Genomic DNA, 17,452 nt, shown 5'->3' with positions numbered 1-17,452 from the left:
CTCTGGGGCGCGCGGCGACTACCCGGCGACTCCCGGGCGGAGGTGTCAGCCGACGCGGTCGACGGTGAAGCGCACGAGCCGTCGCAGCGCTTCGTTGGCGGGGCCGGCCGGCAGCGCGTCGAGTTCGGCCATGGCGTCGTCGACGTACTGCTCCAGCGCGACCCGCGCGCGGCGCATGCCCTCCGAGGCACGGAGCAGGTCGAGGGCCTCGGCGACCTCGGCGTCGTCGGTCAACGGCTGCGCGAGCAGTTCCCGCAGCCGGGCGCTGTCCGCTGAACCGTCCTCCATGGCGTAGATCATGGGCAGCGTGTGGACGCCCTCGCGCAGATCCGTGCCGGGCGTCTTGCCCGAGTCGTCTGCGGGCGAGGCGATGTCGATGATGTCGTCGGCGATCTGGAACGCGATCCCCACCGCGTCGCCGAGGCGGCGCAGGCGCTCGATCTGCTCGGCGTCCGCTCCGGAGTACTCGCCACCGAACTGGGCGGCGGCGGCGATCAGCGAGCCGGTCTTCTCCCAGATCACGCGCAGGTAGTGCTCGGCGGCGTCGGTGGCCTGCTCACCGGTTCCGGGTCCGACGGTCTCACGCATCTGACCGGTGACCAGCTCGGCGAAGGTCTGGGCGATGAGTTGCACCGCCGCCGGGCCGAGGTCGGCCAGCAACATGGACGCGTGGGCGAACAGGAAGTCGCCGGCGAGGATGGCGGTCGAGTTATCCCAGCGACTGTTCGCGGACTCGACACCGCGACGCATGGCCGCCTCGTCCATCACATCGTCGTGGTACAGGGTGGCGAGGTGGATCATCTCGCACACGACGGCGGCCTTGACCAGTCGCTCGCGGTCGGGCTCCGGGCCGAGCTGCCCGGTCAGGAGCGTCATGAGCGGGCGGAATCGCTTGCCGCCGGCGGTGACGAGGTGCAGGGCGACCTCGGAGAGGAAGTCCTCCCCGCTGGCCAGTCGACTGACGAGCAACTTCTCGACCTCGTCGAGCGTGCTCCGCAAGTCGGCCGCGAGGGCTGCGTCACCGAGGTCCACACCCGCCACCGTGTGGTCGGGCGTCGTTGCCGCGGTGCCGGTCGTCACTGAATCGCTCGACATCCCCACTCGTCCTCGTCGCCTGTAGCGGAACCGGCGTCGACCGGCCCTGAGGACAGACTACGGTCCCGCACTCAGGGCTGCGGCACCCCACCCCGTCCGAGGTCCCGGCGACCGTCCGGCCGTGCGACCTGCCACCATGGAGCACATGGAGTCACGGCCGCCACTTCCCGCTTCGACCGATGTCCTCGTGGTGGGCTGCGGGCCCGCCGGGTCGGCCACGGCGACGTGGCTGGCGCGGGCCGGGCGCGAGGTGACGGTGCTGGACGCAGCGATCTTCCCCAGGGACAAGACCTGCGGTGACGGGCTCACGCCACGGGCGATGGCCGAGGTCGATCGGCTGGGTCTGGGCACGTGGGCGCGGGATCGCATCACCATCAGGGGGCTGGATCTGCGCGGCTTCGGCCATCAGCGCCGGGTTCCGTGGCCGGCGGGCGATCACGGCGGGACCGGTTCGGCCGTGCGCCGCACGGTGTTCGACAACCGCCTGCGTCAGACCGCCGTCGAGGCCGGCGCCGTGGTCCATGAGGGCGTGCGGGTGACGGGCGTGGAGAGGGGCGACGACGACGCGGTCGTCGCCGTCCGGGCCGGGGAGCAGCGAATCGCGTGCCGGACCCTCGTGGTCGCGGACGGCGTCCGCTCGCCGGTGGGCAGGATGCTCGGTCGGACCTGGCATCGCGACACCGTGTACGCCGTGGCGGCGCGCTCCTACATCCGGTCGGGCAGGCACGACCATCCGTGGATCGGTTCTGATCTCGAACTGCGCGACGAAGCGGGCGCCATCCAACCCGGCTACGGCTGGGTGTTCCCGCTCGGCGACGGCGAGATCAACCTGGGCGTGGGTGCACTCGCGACGGCGGCCCGCCCGGCGAACGTCGCGGTCAAGGAACTGCTGCAGCACTACGCGCGTCTCGTGCGCGACGACTGGGAGTTGACCGGCGAGCCGCGGGCGGTGACGTCGGCGCTGCTGCCGATGGGGGGCGCGGTGTCCGGGGTGGCCGGTCGCAACTGGGCTGCCGTGGGCGATGCCGCGGCGTGCGTGAACCCGCTCAACGGCGAGGGCATCGACTACGCACTCGAGGGAGGTCGTCTGCTGGCCGAGCTCATCTGCTCGGGCCCCGGGCCCGCCGGCGCCGGCTCGAGCGCTTCGGGGTCCGGCACGCGCCCCGTCACCGTCGACCTCTCCCGCGCCTGGCCGGAGCTGCTGCGCGCGACCTACGGTGAGTCGTTCGCGATCGCCCGCGACGCGGCCCATCTGCTGACGTTCCCGAAGTTCCTGCCACTGGCCGGGCCGATCGGGATGCGCTCGCAGGCGCTGATGACGGCCGCGGTGCGCTGCATGTCCAATACGGTGGCCGATTCCGACCGCGACATCGTCGCCCGGAGCTGGCGGGCCGCAGGCTCGATCGCCCGCCGCCTGGACCGCCGCCCGCTCTTCACCGACTGACCCTGCGCGCCGCTCTGCGCCCCGGCATCCGTTGCCGGATGGGACGGGCGGGGTGAGGTCAGGCGGGCTTGCGGGCCATGTGGATCGCCGCGATCCCGCCGGTGAGGTTGGTGACGCTGCAGCGCTCCCAGCCGCTCGACTCGATGATCCGCATCAGTGCCGCCTGGTCGGGCCAGTCGCGGATCGACTCGGCCAGGTAGACGTAGGCGTCCGGGTTCGAGGACACGCTGGTGGCGATCTTCGGCAGCGCCCTCATCAGGTAGTTCATGTAGATCGCACGGAACGGCGGGAACACCGGGGTGGAGAACTCCACCACGGCCAGCCGGCCGCCGGGCCGCACCACGCGTGCCATCTCCCGCAGCCCGGCGGCGGTGTCCTGCACATTGCGCAACCCGAAGCTGATGGTCGCGGCGTCGAAGGAGTCGTCGGCGAACGGCAGCCTCATGGCGTCACCGGCGACCTTGGGCACGTCGCGGCGGGCACCGGCGCGGAGCATGCCGAGCGAGAAGTCGGCCGCCACGCACCATGCGCCGGACTTCGCCAGCTCGACCGTCGACACCGCGGTGCCGGCCGCCAGGTCGAGGACACTCTCGCCGGGCCGCGGCGCGAGCAGCGAGCGTGCACGACGACGCCACAGGTGGTCCATGCCCCCGGAGAGGACGGTGTTGGTCACGTCGTAGCGGTCGGCGACTCCGTCGAACATCGACGCTACGTCGCGGGGCTGCTTGTCGAGATCGGCGCGGGACACGCCCACGACGCTACCCGCTGGTGGTCAGGCCACCACACGCGACGGCCGGGCCACGCCGTGCCGTCGGGCGGTGGTCCGGGCCCCCGCGGCCGCGTAGTGGTCGAAGAGTTGACCGCAGATCGCGTCCCAGGTGCGGCCCGAGACGGTCGACAGGGCGCCGGCGGCGAGCGCGTCGTGGTCGGCGAGCACGCGGTCCACCGTGTCGGAGACCTCGGCGGCGTAGGTACGGGGGTCGAGCAGATAGCCGTTCACGCCGGCCCGGACCAGGTCGCGCGGGCCGCCCCGGTCGGGGCCCAGGACGGGCACGCCCGAAGCCTGCGCCTCCTGGATGGACTGGCAGAACGTCTCGAACTCGCCGGCGTGGCAGAACACGTCGAAGGTGGCGTAGGCCTGGCCGAGCTGCTCTCCGTGGAGTTCACCGGTGAAGATCGCGTGCGGCATCGCGTCCTGGAGCGCGGGACGGTCCGGGCCGTCGCCGACGACGACGAGTTGCAGATCGCCGGCGGGGCCCGACCGGTCGGCGATCGCCTGCAATCTCTCGACGTGCTTCTCCGGGGCGAGCCGGCCGACGAACCCCACGACGGGCCGCCCCTCTGGCGACCACAGCCTGTGCAGGGCCTCGCTGCGCCGGGCGGGGTTGAACCGGACGGAGTCCACACCGCGGCCCCACCGGTAGAGGCGCGGGATGCCGTGGCCGGACAGGTCGGCCATGGCCGCGGTGGACGGCGCGAGGGTGCGGTCGCAGCTGACGTGGATGGCCCGGGTCCAGGCCCAGGCCGCGTCGGCCATGACGCCGACGCCGTAGGAGTCCGCGAACCCGGCGACGTCGGTCTGGTAGACGGCGACGGTGGGCACGTCGAGGGCGCGCGCGGCGGCGGCACCCGCGGCGCCGAGCACGAACGGCGAGGCCAGGTGCACCACGTCGGGCGCGAAGTCGCGGAGCGCGTTGTAGACGCTCGGGCTGGGGGCGCCCACGGGCAGCGAGGAGACGACCGGCACACGAACGGACGTGACCCGGTGGACGGGGAAGCCCAGGTGGTGGTCGCGCTCGGACATCATCGACTCGGGCCCGCCGAAGAGGGGGACGAACCCGCTGACCAGCGGATGCGCGCGCACCGCGTCCGCCGCACCCTGCCACAGGCCGACGTTGCCCGACGGCGCCACGACCAGGCAGTCGTGCCCGTGCCTGCGCGCGTATTCCAGCACGCGGAGGACGGAGTTGGTGACGCCGTTGACGTTCGGCAGGAACGATTCGGTGACGATTGCTACTCGCACCTCATCACTGTCGCCCGCGCCGGCCACACGCCGGTGATCTCCCGGGGACGACCCGGGGAATTCACGATGACGGCCGGTGAACCCTCGGCGACGTGGCGGCATACACGAGCGCCGCGAGCGGGACCACGACCGCCGGGACGCTCAACACGGGCACCACCGCGACGGTCCAGCTGCGGCCCGACACGCGGACGAGGTCGGGGTTCGCGCGCCGGAACTCGACCTGCACGCGTTGGCCCTCGACGAGGCCGGTCGGATAGAAGACGCCGGTCACCGGACGCACGTTCTGCCCGCCGCCGGCGTCGAACTCGACCGCTGCGCGCCGGTCGGTGACCTCGGTGACGGTGGCGGTGGCGCTGCCCATGTCCTGGTCGATGCGCTGGTCGTTGATGAAGCACGCCAGGAGGATGAGCAGCGCGACGACGAGGGAGAACAGGGCGACGACGACGGCGACGATCCGCACCGCACGTCTGGTGAGCGCCGCTCGCCGCACCTGACGGGCCGAGCGCCGGCGAGCCGGCCGGAGCGGGCGTGCGGATCCCGTGGTGGTCACCCGGGGGCCCCGCTCATCCGAGCGCCTCTGCCCGTAGGGCGGCGTGGAGGTCGCGCAGGCCCTGGCGGCTGGTGGAGACCCGCACGACGCGCATGCCCTCGGGGACGATGTCGCGGTGCCGGGCGGAGATCGACGGCCCGGTGAGCATCTCCTCGAGGCCGGCCGGGTCGGTGTCGGTGAACGGGATGCCCGCGCCGACACAGAGCGCGCGCAGGTCGGCGCCGTGCGGGGTGCCGAAGACCCGCTCGAAATCGGTGGCCAGCCGGGGATCGCCCTGCTCGAGGAGTGAGAAGATGCCGCCTCCGTCGTCGTCCGCGACGACGATCGTCAGATCCTCGGGGTGCAGTTCGCGGGGGCCCAGTACCAGTCCCGACAGGTCGTGGAGGAAGGTCAGGTCACCCATCAGCGCCACCGTGCGGCCCGGCGCCGTGAGGGCCACCCCGATGGCCGTGGACACGGTGCCGTCGATGCCGGCCGCCCCGCGGTTGGCGTACACCGACACGTCGGGGTCCAGAGGGCCCACCAGGGACAGGTCGCGGATGGCGTTGGAGGCGCCCACGACGAGGTTCCCGCCGTCCCGCATCCCGCGGGCCACCGCCCGTGCCACGTGCAACCCGGTGGGTCCGGCCGAGTTGAGGTGCCGGTCGAGGAGGCGGTCGACCGCCTCATGGGCGTGCGTGTTCACCTTGGCCGCCTCGGCGACCCACGCCGGGTCCACGTCCCACCCGGTGAGGACCGAGTCCGCGAGTTCGGCGGCGCTGCCGGTCGGGTTGGGCGAGTGCGGGCCCGCGTCGAGGATCACCAGGTCGACCCCGGGATCGGCCAGCAACCCGGTGACCGACCTGTGCAGGGTCGGCCGCCCGGTCACCACGACCTGCTCCGGAGACAGTCCGGGGATCGCGAGTGGGTGCACCGGGTGCAGCGGGACCGGCGCCCCGGGCTCGGCGACCGTCGGCACGCCCACCAGCCCGGACACGGGCTGCGCGCCGGCTCCGGAGACGACCAGCGTCCGCCGGGTCAGGTCCACCGCCACGGCCGAGGCGCCCGGCGCGGAGTCCAGCCCCGCCATGGCCCGCTGCACCCACGAACGACCGCCGGGGCGGCCCTCCGGGAGATCGACCGGCGCAGCGGTGACAGCGCGCGCGGTCGCGGCGTCGTCGTCGTCATCATCCCCGCCCAGGGCGGTGCCGTCGGCGGCGGTGAGGCGGTACTCCTCGTCCCCCTCCGCCGGGACGAGCGGCTCGCGGAAGGCGATGTCGACCTGCACCGGACCCGGATCCGACAGGGCCGTGGCGGTGAGGATCGCGCGGCCGATCGCGGCACGCCAATGGCGGTGCTCGAGCTCGGGGTCTCCGGCCGCTCCCAGTTCGACCACCGTTCGCGCGTGCGGCCCGAACAGTCCCACCTGGTCGATGGTCTGGTTGGCGCCGGTCCCCCGCAGCTCGGGCGGGCGGTTGGCGGTCAGGGCGAGGATCGGCACCCCGGAGTGCGCGGCCTCGACCATCGCCGGGTGGAGGTTGGCCACCGCGGTGCCGGAGGTGACCACGACGGGGACCGGCCGCTTCGAGCCGAGCGCCAGTCCCAGTGCGGTGAACCCGGCCCCGCGCTCGTCGATCCGGACATGCAGCCGGAGCCGGCCGGCCCGCTCGGCCGCGGCCAGCGCCAGGGCCAGCGGCGCGCTGCGTGAACCCGGGCACAGGACCGCGTCGGTGATGCCGTGGCGGAGCATCTCGTCGACCAGCACGCGGGCCTGCGCGGTGCTGGGATTGCTCTGGGTGGGGTGGCTGGGAGTCATCGCCACCAGCCTAGTCGGGGGCGGTCGCGGCGTCGGGTCCCCGCGACGGGCGGGCGGCGTGGGTCACCCGCTCGGCCAGCGCGGCGAACCGCCCCCGCAACCCGTCCGGCGACTCGACCGTGAACGGCGCGGGCAGGCGGGCCAGGTACCAGGCCAGATCGTCCAGGTCGGTGGCGCCGGCCTCCAGGCGGCAGGCCGGGCCGTCGGGGTGGTCGTGGCCGCGCAGGGCCGTCACCGCGCCGAACGGCGGCGGGAAACACTCCAGCACCTTCTCCGCCGGCGCCTCCACCACCACGCTGGCCCGGTACTCGTACGGCGCCGTGGCGACGGACTGCTGCACATGCGTGGCCGGATCGGGCACGTCCGCGCGGGGCGTGAACCGCCAGCGCGTGCGGTGCACCGACCGGATGCGGTCCAGACGGAAGGTGCGCCAGTCGGCCCGGTCGAGGTCGAACGACAGGAGGTACCACCGCCGGCCCAACACCACGATCCGGTACGGCTCGACCCGGCGCTCGGTGTCCCGGCCCGCGCGGTCCCGGTAGTCCATCCGCACCTGCTCCGAGGCGCGGACCGCGTGCCCGAGTTCGATGAGCAGCGCCGGCTCGACCGGGGTGTCCGTGCCCGGGACCGCCACCATCGACTCGGTGACGGCGGCGACCCGCTCCCGCAGTCGGCCCGGCATCACCTGGTCGAGCTTGGTCAGCGCTCCCAACGCGTGCTCGCCGACGCCCGCGACCGCACCGCCGGCGGCGAGGCGCAGGGCGATGGCGACGGCGACCGCCTCGCGGTCATCGAGCAGGAGGGGCGGCAGTCTCCGGCCCGAGCCCAGTCGGTAACCGCCGCCCGCTCCGCGCTCCGACTCGACGGGGTACCCCAGGTCGCGCAGCCGGTCGACGTCCCGGCGCACGGACCGGACCGTCACCCCGAGCTCGCCGGCCAACTCGGCGCCCGTCCACACGGACCGGCGCTGGAGCAGGTCCAGCAGGCTGAGCACGCGCTGGGTGGTGGGCGTCCTGTCCGCGGTCATGCGAGAAGTCTCCCACCCGCAGAGGACGGATCCTGTCCTGATGGGCTGCGATGCTGCTTTCACCGCGACCGCAGGCCGTGGAACCGATCCCCCAGGAGCCCGACATGACCGCCGACAGTCCCCCGCCCGTAGACCGCCCACAGGCCACCGACAGCCCCCTCGACTGGACCGGTCAGCTGGTCGACCAACTGGATTTCCACTGGCACGGTCACCTACGCCCGCGACTGGAGGGCCTGACCGACGAGGAGTACCACTTCTCCCCTGCTCCCGACGAGCTGACCTGGGGCGTGCGCCCGCGGGGCACCGGCGCGACGGAGATGCAGGGCGGGACCGGGGAGTTCACGATCGACTTCGCCTACCCCGAGCCCCAGCCGGCGCCGCTGACGACCATCGCGTGGCGGATCGGCCACGTCGTCGTCGGCGTGCTGGGCGCCCGGTGGCATTCCCACTTCGGCGGACCGCCGCACGACTACATGACCCACGAGTTCGCCGGGGACGCCGCCGGCGGCCTCGCCCAGTTGGACCGCACCTATGCCGGGTGGATCGACGGCGTCCGCGGGCTCGACGCGCGGGCCCTCGCGACCCCCGTCGGCCCCGCCGAGGGGCACTGGGCCGACGCGCCCATGGCCACGCTCGTCCTGCACATCAGCCGCGAGGTCATCCACCACGGGGCCGAGATGTGCCTGCTCCGCGACCTGTACGCCACCACCCGCTGACCGAACCACCAGACCGCCAGATCACGAGGAGTCGTCATGCCCTTCTTCCCCGCCACCTCCGGCACCGAGCGCGAGAACCTGCTCGAGTGGATCGACGTCGCGCTCACCAACGCGCGATCGATCGTCGCCGGACTGACCGCAGATCAGCTCCGTGCCCGCCCGATCCCGTCAAGCGAGCTCACACTCGGCTGGCTCACCCTGCACATCGGTGAGGTCGCGGAGAGCTGGCTCGGTCGCGCCGCCGCCGCGCCCCGGGCCCTCGACACCGGCCGCACCCTGCTCGAGTCCTTCGAACACGCGGAGACCGTCAACCAGGTGGCGCCCGACGCGACCGCCGAGGACGTCCTGGTCGAGTTCGACCGCCGGCACGCCACCGCACTCGACCACCTCCGCACCGCCGACCTCGACGCGACCGTTCCGGTGCCCACCGAGATGCCCTGGTTCCCCGCGGACCTGCCCGCGTTCAACGGGCGCTGGGCGGCACTGCACGCGCTCGCCGAGATCGAACGGCACAGCGGACACGCCGACATCCTGCGCGAGGCCATCGACGGCGGCACGATGTACGACCTCATCGCGCGCGACCAGGGCATCGACATGTCCTACATCGGCCGGTGGTTCGCAGAGCACCCGGAGGTGCCCGCGCCGGCCTGGTGAGAGTGAGTCCGCGGCGGCGCGGGGCGCGGGCGTGGGGCGCGGGGCGCCGGCCCGCAACGGGCAGAGTGACCCCCGCCGCCCGGCAGGACGATACGCGGCCACGGCGGCAGAATGGGCTCATGCGCACCGTCTACACGCCCGATGATCCCCCCGCCAGGGGCCTGTACCCGCTGCTCACCGCTTCGGTCGCGCCCCGGCCGATCGCCTGGGTGTCGACGGTGTCCGCCGACGGGGTGCCGAACCTCGCGCCGTACTCGTTCTTCACCGTTGCCTGCACGGACCCGGCGATCCTGTCGGTCACCTCGATCGGCCACAAGGACACCCACCGGAACCTGGTGGACACCGGCGAGTTCGTGGTGAACATCGGCACAGAGTCGCTCATGGAGGTCATGAACGCCACGTCCGCCCCGTTCGGCCCGGATGTTGACGAGTTCGAGGCGACAGGCCTGACCTCGGTGGCGTCCGACAGAGTCGCCGCGCCGCGGGTGGCCGAGGCACCGATGGCGTTCGAGTGCGTCCGCCACGACGTGATCGACCTCGGTACCAGTGCGATGCTGCTCGGTCGGGTCGTGAGCGTGACCATCGCGGACGACGTGCTGGCCGCGGACGGGCTGCCCGATTTCAACTCGCTGCTGCCGCCCTCCCGCCTGGGCCGGCACCAGTGGGGCTACGCCCCGCGGACGCGGGAGCTCCCCCGGCCGATGAAGTAGCGGCTGACCGGGCGGGCGGCGATAGGGTTCCGGCATGGCCACCGGTGCTCGTAAGTACGACAGTTCCCGCCGACAGCAGCAGGGGCGCGAGCGCATCCTGGAGGCGGCCCTCGACCTGGCCCGCGCCAGCGGCGGGTGGAACTGGGTGGACATCACGTTCAAGACGGTGGCCGACGCCGCCGGGGTGAGCGAGCGGACCGTCTACCGCCACTTCCCCACCCAGTCGGACCTCCACGAAGCACTGTTGCTCCGGATCAATCAGGATGCCGGCATCTCCTACGACGACCTGTCCGTCGACGACGTGTCGGAGCTGGTCGGGCGCCTGTTCACCTCGCTCAGCACCTTTGACCGGGCTCTGCACACGCAGCCCTCGCCCTCGGAAGCGGCTATCGCCATGAACCGCGATCGGATGCAGGCATTGCTCGACGCCTGTGGAGGCGACCGTCGTCTCGCGGCACTCCTGGATGTGCTGTGGAGCAACGACACCTATGAGCGGCTGACGTCGATCTGGCGGATGCCGACCGACGACGCCGTCGATGCGGTCACCTGGGCGATCGATCGCCTGCTGCCGCCGGAAGGGCGCGTCTGAGCCCGGCCACGCTAGGGGCCTGGTGCGGGCCCGACCTGTCGCACACCTGACCTCGCGTGGCCCGCAGGCCCGAAGGGGTTGTGCCCGGTTCGCTTTTGGTGTCATAGTTCTGACACGAAATACGAACCGAGGAGTGTGGGCATCGTGACGGCTGTGCAGAAGCAGATGCGACGAGGGGCCCCGTCACCTCCGCCCGAGGCGCTGCGGGACGACCACCGATTCGCGGCCTGGGCGGCGGAGGCCGCGGGCAGGGTGTTGCTCGACCTGCGCGGCTCGGGGCTCGCGGGCGAGGAGCTGAAGGACGCCGGTGATCTCTGCTCGCACGAGGTGCTGATGGACCTCTTCGCGAGATATGCGCCCGGGGACGCGGTGCTCTCCGAGGAGGAGCACCGCGGCACCACCGGCCGCCACGACCGGCACACCGCGCGGCGGGTCTGGATCATCGACCCGGTCGACGGAACCCGGGAGTACTCCGAGCCACCACGCGACGACTGGGCGGTCCACGTGGCGTTGTGGCAGGACGGCGAGCTCACCGCCGGTGCCGTGTCCCAGCCCGCGCTCGGCCGGACTTTCCACACGGGGTGCGCCCCGGCGGCGCGGGGGCCCGCAGCCGCGCGACCGCGCATAGCGGTCTCCCGGACCCGGCCACCTGCGTTCGTGGAGGAGCTCGCGGCCGAGCTCGGCGCCGACCTGGCGCCGATGGGTTCGGCCGGCGTCAAGGTCATCTCGGTGGTCCGGGGCATCACCGACGCCTACGTGCACGCCGGCGGCCAGTACGAATGGGACTCCGCTGCCCCGGTCGCGGTGGCCCGCCGCGCCGGCCTGTTCACCAGCCGGATCGACGGCACACCACTGGTCTACAACCAACCCGACGTGCTTCTCCCGGATCTGCTGGTGTGCCACCCCGAGCTCGCCGCGCCGATCCTCGACCATCTCGCGGCCCACCCGATCAACCACCAGGAGGAGGACTCATGACCGAGGACTGGACCCGGAGCCTGCGGGACGCGGTCGCCGAGGCCGAGGCTCTCATCGCCGACCCGCCGTTCACCATCACCGAACAGGAGCGCGCCGAGGGCTACGACTACCTCGCGGGCAGTATCCGCTCGTCGGTGCAGGCGGCCTTCGATTACGACCTCGTCCACCCCGTGCTGATGAACGGCACTCATCAGTACGCGCGTCAGGGACTCGACAACCCGGACGCGATCTACTTCAACGCCTACCTCACCGAGGGCGGGACCTACGAGGTCTCGGGCGTGCGGGGCACCACGGCGGACCTGTCCTTTCAGCTCATGGACGGCGGCTACACGGCCGCGGGCGCACCGACGACGCTGGCGGCCTTCGACGATCGCGAGCTGGACATCGCCGACGACGGCACCTTCACGTGGAGATTCGGCCCCGAACTCGGGCTGTCCAAGGGCTCCAACCTGATCGTCCGAGAGGTCTACAACAACTGGATCGCCGAGCGCCGTGGCTCGATCCGCATCCAGAGACTCGACACGGCCGGCGTGCCGCGGCCGCCGCTGACCCGCGAGGGGGTCCAGAAGCGCTACGACGTCGCCGCCAAGGCCTTGACCACCCGGATCCGCACGTGGTTCGAGTTCCCGAAGTGGTTCACCTACTCCGAACCGGTCAACACCCTGACCTCGCCCAGGCGGACACCGGGCGGGCTGGCCAGCCAGTACTCGGCGCTGGGCCACTACGACCTGCGGGACGATCAGGCCCTGGTCGTCACCGTCCCCGTGTGCGACGACGCCGCGTACCAGGCCACCCAGCTGGGCTCCAAGTGGTACGTGTCGACCGATTACGAGCACTACCAGTCGTCGTTGACCGCCGCACAGTCCCAAGCCGACCCGGACGGGATGTTCCGTTACGTGATCTCGACCCGCAATCCCGGCATCGCGAACTGGCTCGACACCACGAACCACGCGTCCGGGGTGATCATGCTGCGTTGGCAACACACCGAACGTCAGCTCGGGCCAGCCGACGGACCGTCCGTGGAGCTCGTCGCCCTCGACGACCTCGCCCGGAGCCTGCCCTATTACGACGACAACCTCGTCACCGCCGAGCAGTACGCCGCGAGGATCGCCGACCGTCAGGTCGGCATCGCGCAGCGGATGATCTCGTGACCCCGGATAAGGACCACCACATGAGTGACAACGTCATGACCAGGGAGCGGGCCGAGGTCGGCTCGTACGAGGAGATCGTGGCCGCCGCCATGCGCTCCACAGGACTGTCGGACCTCGGCACCGGCGCCCACGAAGCAGGTCTGCGGGTGATCATCGAGGACCTCAACTCGGCCGAGGCCGGGCTCACCCCCCGGGGCCGCGCGTTCCAGCGCTCGGAGGTCAAGAGCGCCCTTACCGGGGTGCTGCTCACCGAGGCGGCGTTCGCGGCCCACCCCGGCCACCGCGATGTGCGGGTCGAACGTCCGATCTTCCTGATGGGGCTGCCCCGAACCGGGACCACGATCCTGCACCGGCTGTTGCACGCCGACCCGGGAGCCCAGGGGCTCGAGATGTGGCTGACCCAGTTCCCGCAGCCCCGGCCACCGTACGACACCTGGGAGTCGAACCCGCAGTATGCCGCGATGCAGCGGGCGTTCGCCGCCCATCACGCCGCGGACCCGGAGTTCATGGGCATCCATTACATGGACGCCGCGGTGGTCGAGGAGTGTTGGCGGATGCTGCGCCAGACCGGCAAGTCGAACTCCTATCAGACCACCGCGTACCTGCCGCGCTACACCGAGTGGCTGGCCGGCCAGGACTGGACGGACGCCTACGCGCGGCACCGGCGCAACCTGCAGCTCGTCGGTCTCAACGACCCCGACAAACGCTGGGTGTTGAAGAACCCGTCGCATATGACCGCACTGGACGCCCTCATGGCGGTCTACCCAGATGCGCTGATCGTCTACACCCACCGTGAACCGGTCACCTGCATCGCCTCCGCCTGCTCACTCGCCGCCAGCGCCACTGCGGGCCACTCGGAGACCTTCGTGGGCGAGACCATCGGCCGCACCCAACTAGACCTCTGGTCGAACTCGTATCACGCGTTCCACGACGCGCGTGCCAGGTACGACCGGGCGCAGTTCGTCGACATCGCGTTCGGCGACCTCGTGTCCGACCAGGTCGCCACCGTGCGCCAGGTGTACGAGGCCTTCGACCTGGACTGGACGCCGGAGGTCGAAGCGTCGGTCGTCGAGAGTGACCGCGAGGCCAGGAGTGGCGCCGCCGCGCCCAGACACAGCTACACGCTCGCCGACTACGGGCTCACCGACAAGCAGGTCCTGGACGCCTTCGACCGCTGACGCCGGCGATGTGGATTCCGGTCGCCGCAGATCTCACATCTCAAGGAGTGACAATGAACGACATCGTTGAACCCGCCCCCACGCCACGGGCCCCGGCGCCCTCCGTTCTGGCGGGCAAGGTGGTGCTGGTGAGCGGGGTCGGCCCGGACCTGGGCCGCTCTCTCGCCGTGCGATCCGCGCAGGCCGGCGCCGACGTGGTGCTCGCCGCACGAGATGGGACGCGCCTCGACGCGATCGGGCAGGAGGTGCGGGCGCTGGGCCGAGAAGCCCTCGCCGTGCCGACGGACGTCACCGACGCGGCCGCGCGCCGCGAACTCGTCCGAGCCGCCTCGGATGCGTTCGGGCACGTGGACGTCCTGATGAACGCGGCGTTCGTCCACCCGCCGTTCATCAAACTCCTCGACGCCGACCTCGACGAGATGCGGCAGCAGGCGGACCTGAACGTCCTGGCCTCGGTCGGGCTCGTTCAGGAGCTCGCCTCCACGCTCCGCGCTCGGCGCGGATCCGTCGTCCTCGTCAACTCCCTCGTCCTTCGCAATCGCCTACCAGGGTTCGGCAGCTACCGCATGGACAAGGCAGCCCTCCTGGCCGCGGCTCGCAGCCTGTCCGTCGAGTTGGCGCCCGAGGGGGTCCGCGTCAACTCGGTCGCCCCGGGTTACATCTGGGGCGAGAAGCTCCGCGGCTTCTACGAGCGGCGAGAAGCGAAGGGCGGAGCCACGGTCGCGGCGAAGTACGACGAGAAGGCCCAGCAGACGGATTCACGACGTCTGCCGACCCCCGACGAGATCGCCGATGCCGCCATCTTCCTCGCATCCGACTTCGCCAGCGGCATCACCGGTCAATGCCTGGACGTCAACTGTGGGCAGAGCCACCACTAGCGATCACGACGTGTTCGCGTCGCGTATTCACGTTTCTTCACCGACCCACCACTCAACGTGACGTTCATCACACCAGACGCTTTAAGTCAGTGCATCATGCGTCCCGGACCCGCAGCCCCTCAAGGAGAATCATGAAACGCACCGCACCCACCTCAGTCGTGGTCCTCGCAGCCGCCGCCCTGGCCCTCACCGCGTGCGGCGGCGGCGAGAACGGCGGCACGGAGACGGCAGCCGGGACTGACGCCGACTCGCTCCGCCCGGCCATGGGCGAGGAGTGCACGGAGGACACGGCGGGCGGCACGATCACCATGGGCGAGTACGTCATGCTGCCCTCGTTCGCACCGGGTCAGGGCCAGTACGGGACCCGCGGAGGCGCCCAGTCGGCGGCCGTGTACGACCGCCTCATGCGCTGGGACTCCCAGGCGGGGGAGTTCGTCCCGCAGCTCGCGGAGGGGCTCGAGTCCAACGAGGACAACACGGTGTGGACGCTCACCCTGCGCGAGGGCGTGACCTTCTCCAACGGCGACCCGTTGACCGCCGAGGACGTCGCGTTCACCCTCGGTCTCCACCAGGACCCCGCCACGCGGTCGACCGCGATGACCGATGCTCTCCAGGTCTCCGATGCCGAGGCGGTGGACCCGCTGACCGTCAGGTTCACCCTCGATGAACCGTGGGCCGGCTTCCCGGTCCTGCTCTCGGGCACCGTCGGCGAGGTCATCCCGCAGCAGGCGTACGAGGCCAGCAGTCCGGCCGCGTGGGAAACCGCCCCCATCGGCGCCGGCGCCTTCATGCTCGAGGAGTTCGTCCCGGGCCAGAAGACCGTCCTCACCCCGAACCCCGACTACTACGGCGGGCCGGTCTGCCCGACTCTCGAGTTCATCCGGATCCCCGGATCGCAGGGCACCTTCGAAGCGTTCCAGAACGGTGAACTGCAGGTGGGTTACCTCCGGGGCGCCAAGTTCGTCGCCGAGGCGCAGGACGCGGGTGTCCAGGGTTTCCACGACATCATCAGTTCCGGATCGGTCGTCAACATGAACTCGGGCGCGGCCGGCTACGACGGCGTCCTCACGGACCAGCGTGCGCGCCAGGCCGTCGCCTACGCACTGGACCGTGAGCTGATGGACCAGCGCCTGACCGGCGGGAACGGTGAGCCCACGTCCGCACTGCTCGCGGAGAGCTCACGCTTCTACGACGGCCAGGAGGGGCCTGCGTACAACCAGGAGCGGGCGGCCGAACTCGTGGCGGAGGTCAAGGCTGACACCGGCTGGGACGGCGCGGTGACGATCCTCATCGCCGATGGCCCGGAGAACATCGAGGCCGGGGTGGTCAACAAGGCGCTGCTCGACGCCGCCGGATTCAACGTGACCATCGAGAACGCCCCGGTCTCCCAGGTGACCGCCCGTCAGTTCACCGGCGATTACGAGATCGTCCTCAGCGGCATCGCCGTCTCCGACGCCGACCCCGCCTCCGCGTTCGCCAGCGCCCTCACACCGACCGGCGCCACCAACCTCACCGGCGTGGACGACCCCCGGCTCACCGCGGCGATCACCGAACTCAAGGCGGCCTCCGACCTCGAATCCCAAAAGGCCGCGTTCACCGCACTGCAGGAGGTCCACAACGAGGTCCTGCCGTTCACGGTGATCGCCAACGGAGACGAGTACGCGATCGTCGACGACTCCGTCCACGGCCTCAAGGCCACCATGCTGAACGTCGTCATGTTCGACGACGCCTATGTCGAGGACTGATATGTAGGTGGTGTTCTCACCTGGCAGAGTGAAGCGGCCTCCCCCACGACAGATGGGGGAGGCCGCTTCATCGTTCGTGCTCGCCGCCGGGTTGTCAGATGCCCGGTCGCCGAACTTCCATCTCGTATCGGCCGGTGGGGACGGCGTCGACCGTCCCCTCGTCGAGGAACCGAGACGTCGAGGCGGTCATGGTCCTCATGTTCTCGGCCATCCGCGCCTCGTCTCCGGGCGCGTCGAAGAACACACCGAGATCGGAAACCGCCGCGATGGGGAAGATCTCCTCCACGATGCCGTCGATCTCCGGCGCGTCGTCCGTCAACGCACGAACCACCACGTGCTGTGTGTAGCCGGTGGTGGACTGGGTGTCGACCGCCACCGTGGTGTGGTGGTCCAACCAGGTGCGCAGCCACTCCTGCCTGGGGATGCGCTCGGGACGGCGCAGGAACGCGATATTCGCCATGCCCTCGCACCTGACGCCCTCCGGCGGAAGTGGCTCGGCGACGCTGGTCGTCTCGATCACCGGCAGGACTTCCGAGGCGGTGACGGACCACGCCGAGACCGGGCCCAGCTGCCGCAGCGCGTGCAGTAGGTCCGCGCACCCGGCCGCGGACGCCACCGGCACGCGAGCGCGAACGGCTGCCACCAGCCGGCGTGGGGTCACGCGGACGTCGATCAGTGCGCCTTCGACCTCGGCGTCACGGACGTTGACGACGTAGCGCGACACGCCCAGGTCCGCCAACGGCTCCGCGACGGCCTCGGCGATCTCCGCGCGGACCCGCGCCGCATCCGACGTGGGGGTGGCGGCACCAGTGGCAGTAGCGGTCTCGGTGGCAGGGCCCGCGCCGGGGCTTTCGTCCTCGGCGTCGGACCAGACCACCGCGATGAGAGTGTCCATGGCGAGAACTCTATCGGGGGCGACCCC

At 71.4% G+C, this 17,452-nt stretch carries 17 protein-coding genes; 10 read left to right on the top strand and 7 right to left on the bottom strand.

Annotated features, from left to right (window positions below; all coding sequences use genetic code 11):
* Nucleotides 1–45: 45 nt before the first annotated feature.
* Nucleotides 46–1,095: a polyprenyl synthetase family protein gene (locus tag ACWIE7_RS03935; RefSeq protein WP_452098522.1), complete on the bottom strand. Its 1,050-nt coding sequence runs from the start codon at nt 1,093–1,095 to the stop codon at nt 46–48.
* A gap of 136 nt (nt 1,096–1,231) precedes the next feature.
* Between ACWIE7_RS03935 and ACWIE7_RS03930 the strand changes: the two genes are divergently transcribed.
* Nucleotides 1,232–2,539, top strand: a complete 1,308-nt coding sequence (locus ACWIE7_RS03930; protein ID WP_452098734.1) for a geranylgeranyl reductase family protein — start codon at nt 1,232–1,234, stop codon at nt 2,537–2,539.
* A 58-nt stretch (nt 2,540–2,597) separates the two neighbouring features.
* On the opposite strand, the gene ACWIE7_RS03925 is transcribed toward ACWIE7_RS03930, so the two are convergent.
* The 5 genes from ACWIE7_RS03925 to ACWIE7_RS03905 all read right to left on the bottom strand — a co-directional run bounded on the left by ACWIE7_RS03925 (nt 2,598) and on the right by ACWIE7_RS03905 (nt 7,934).
* Nucleotides 2,598–3,287 (bottom strand): demethylmenaquinone methyltransferase, encoded by a 690-nt coding sequence (locus ACWIE7_RS03925; RefSeq protein WP_452098521.1) that lies wholly within the window; start codon nt 3,285–3,287, stop codon nt 2,598–2,600.
* A gap of 24 nt (nt 3,288–3,311) precedes the next feature.
* The gene (locus ACWIE7_RS03920) at nt 3,312–4,562 is read right to left on the bottom strand and encodes a glycosyltransferase family 4 protein (protein ID WP_454057647.1); all 1,251 of its coding nucleotides are present in this window, start codon (nt 4,560–4,562) and stop codon (nt 3,312–3,314) included.
* Nucleotides 4,563–4,623: 61 nt separating this feature from the next.
* Nucleotides 4,624–5,112, bottom strand: a complete 489-nt coding sequence (locus ACWIE7_RS03915; RefSeq protein WP_454068624.1) for a hypothetical protein — start codon at nt 5,110–5,112, stop codon at nt 4,624–4,626.
* Nucleotides 5,113–5,125: 13 nt separating this feature from the next.
* Nucleotides 5,126–6,907 carry a 2-succinyl-5-enolpyruvyl-6-hydroxy-3-cyclohexene-1-carboxylic-acid synthase gene (gene menD / locus ACWIE7_RS03910; protein WP_454068623.1) on the bottom strand — a complete coding sequence of 594 codons (1,782 nt, stop codon included), beginning with the start codon at nt 6,905–6,907 and terminating at the stop codon, nt 5,126–5,128.
* A 10-nt stretch (nt 6,908–6,917) separates the two neighbouring features.
* Nucleotides 6,918–7,934: a helix-turn-helix transcriptional regulator gene (locus ACWIE7_RS03905; RefSeq protein ID WP_454057649.1), complete on the bottom strand. Its 1,017-nt coding sequence runs from the start codon at nt 7,932–7,934 to the stop codon at nt 6,918–6,920.
* A 104-nt stretch (nt 7,935–8,038) separates the two neighbouring features.
* On the opposite strand from ACWIE7_RS03905, the gene ACWIE7_RS03900 reads away from it, so the two are divergent.
* From ACWIE7_RS03900 to ACWIE7_RS03860, 9 genes are all read left to right on the top strand, one after another.
* On the top strand, nt 8,039–8,650 hold the full coding sequence (locus tag ACWIE7_RS03900) for a DinB family protein (protein ID WP_454057650.1): 612 nt from the start codon (nt 8,039–8,041) through the stop codon (nt 8,648–8,650).
* 36 nt (nt 8,651–8,686) lie between these two features.
* Nucleotides 8,687–9,304: a mycothiol transferase gene (locus ACWIE7_RS03895; RefSeq protein ID WP_454057651.1), complete on the top strand. Its 618-nt coding sequence runs from the start codon at nt 8,687–8,689 to the stop codon at nt 9,302–9,304.
* Nucleotides 9,305–9,423: 119 nt separating this feature from the next.
* On the top strand, nt 9,424–10,014 hold the full coding sequence (locus tag ACWIE7_RS03890; RefSeq protein WP_454068622.1) for a flavin reductase family protein: 591 nt from the start codon (nt 9,424–9,426) through the stop codon (nt 10,012–10,014).
* A 34-nt stretch (nt 10,015–10,048) separates the two neighbouring features.
* Complete coding sequence (locus ACWIE7_RS03885) at nt 10,049–10,603, top strand: TetR/AcrR family transcriptional regulator (protein WP_454057653.1); 555 nt, start codon at nt 10,049–10,051, stop codon at nt 10,601–10,603.
* 165 nt (nt 10,604–10,768) lie between these two features.
* Nucleotides 10,769–11,578: a 3'(2'),5'-bisphosphate nucleotidase CysQ gene (locus ACWIE7_RS03880; protein WP_454057703.1), complete on the top strand. Its 810-nt coding sequence runs from the start codon at nt 10,769–10,771 to the stop codon at nt 11,576–11,578.
* The gene (locus ACWIE7_RS03875; protein WP_454068621.1) at nt 11,575–12,729 is read left to right on the top strand and encodes a hypothetical protein; all 1,155 of its coding nucleotides are present in this window, start codon (nt 11,575–11,577) and stop codon (nt 12,727–12,729) included. The genes ACWIE7_RS03880 and ACWIE7_RS03875 overlap by 4 nt, the downstream gene beginning before the upstream one ends.
* Before the next feature lie 20 nt (nt 12,730–12,749).
* Nucleotides 12,750–13,907: a sulfotransferase family protein gene (locus ACWIE7_RS03870; RefSeq protein WP_454057655.1), complete on the top strand. Its 1,158-nt coding sequence runs from the start codon at nt 12,750–12,752 to the stop codon at nt 13,905–13,907.
* A 53-nt stretch (nt 13,908–13,960) separates the two neighbouring features.
* A complete protein-coding gene (locus ACWIE7_RS03865) occupies nt 13,961–14,785 on the top strand; it encodes an SDR family oxidoreductase (protein WP_454068620.1) in 825 nt (274 codons plus the stop codon).
* A 131-nt stretch (nt 14,786–14,916) separates the two neighbouring features.
* Nucleotides 14,917–16,530, top strand: a complete 1,614-nt coding sequence (locus ACWIE7_RS03860) for an ABC transporter substrate-binding protein (protein ID WP_454057657.1) — start codon at nt 14,917–14,919, stop codon at nt 16,528–16,530.
* 94 nt (nt 16,531–16,624) lie between these two features.
* Here ACWIE7_RS03860 and ACWIE7_RS03855 read toward each other — a convergent pair whose 3' ends face one another.
* On the bottom strand, nt 16,625–17,425 hold the full coding sequence (locus tag ACWIE7_RS03855; protein ID WP_454057658.1) for a hypothetical protein: 801 nt from the start codon (nt 17,423–17,425) through the stop codon (nt 16,625–16,627).
* Between the last annotated feature and the right edge of the window lie 27 nt (nt 17,426–17,452).

It is taken from the genome of Dietzia sp. NPDC055343, from assembly GCF_053645265.1.
Note: the sequence above shows the minus strand (reverse complement) of the source record. Positions and strands in the feature narration are given on the sequence as shown.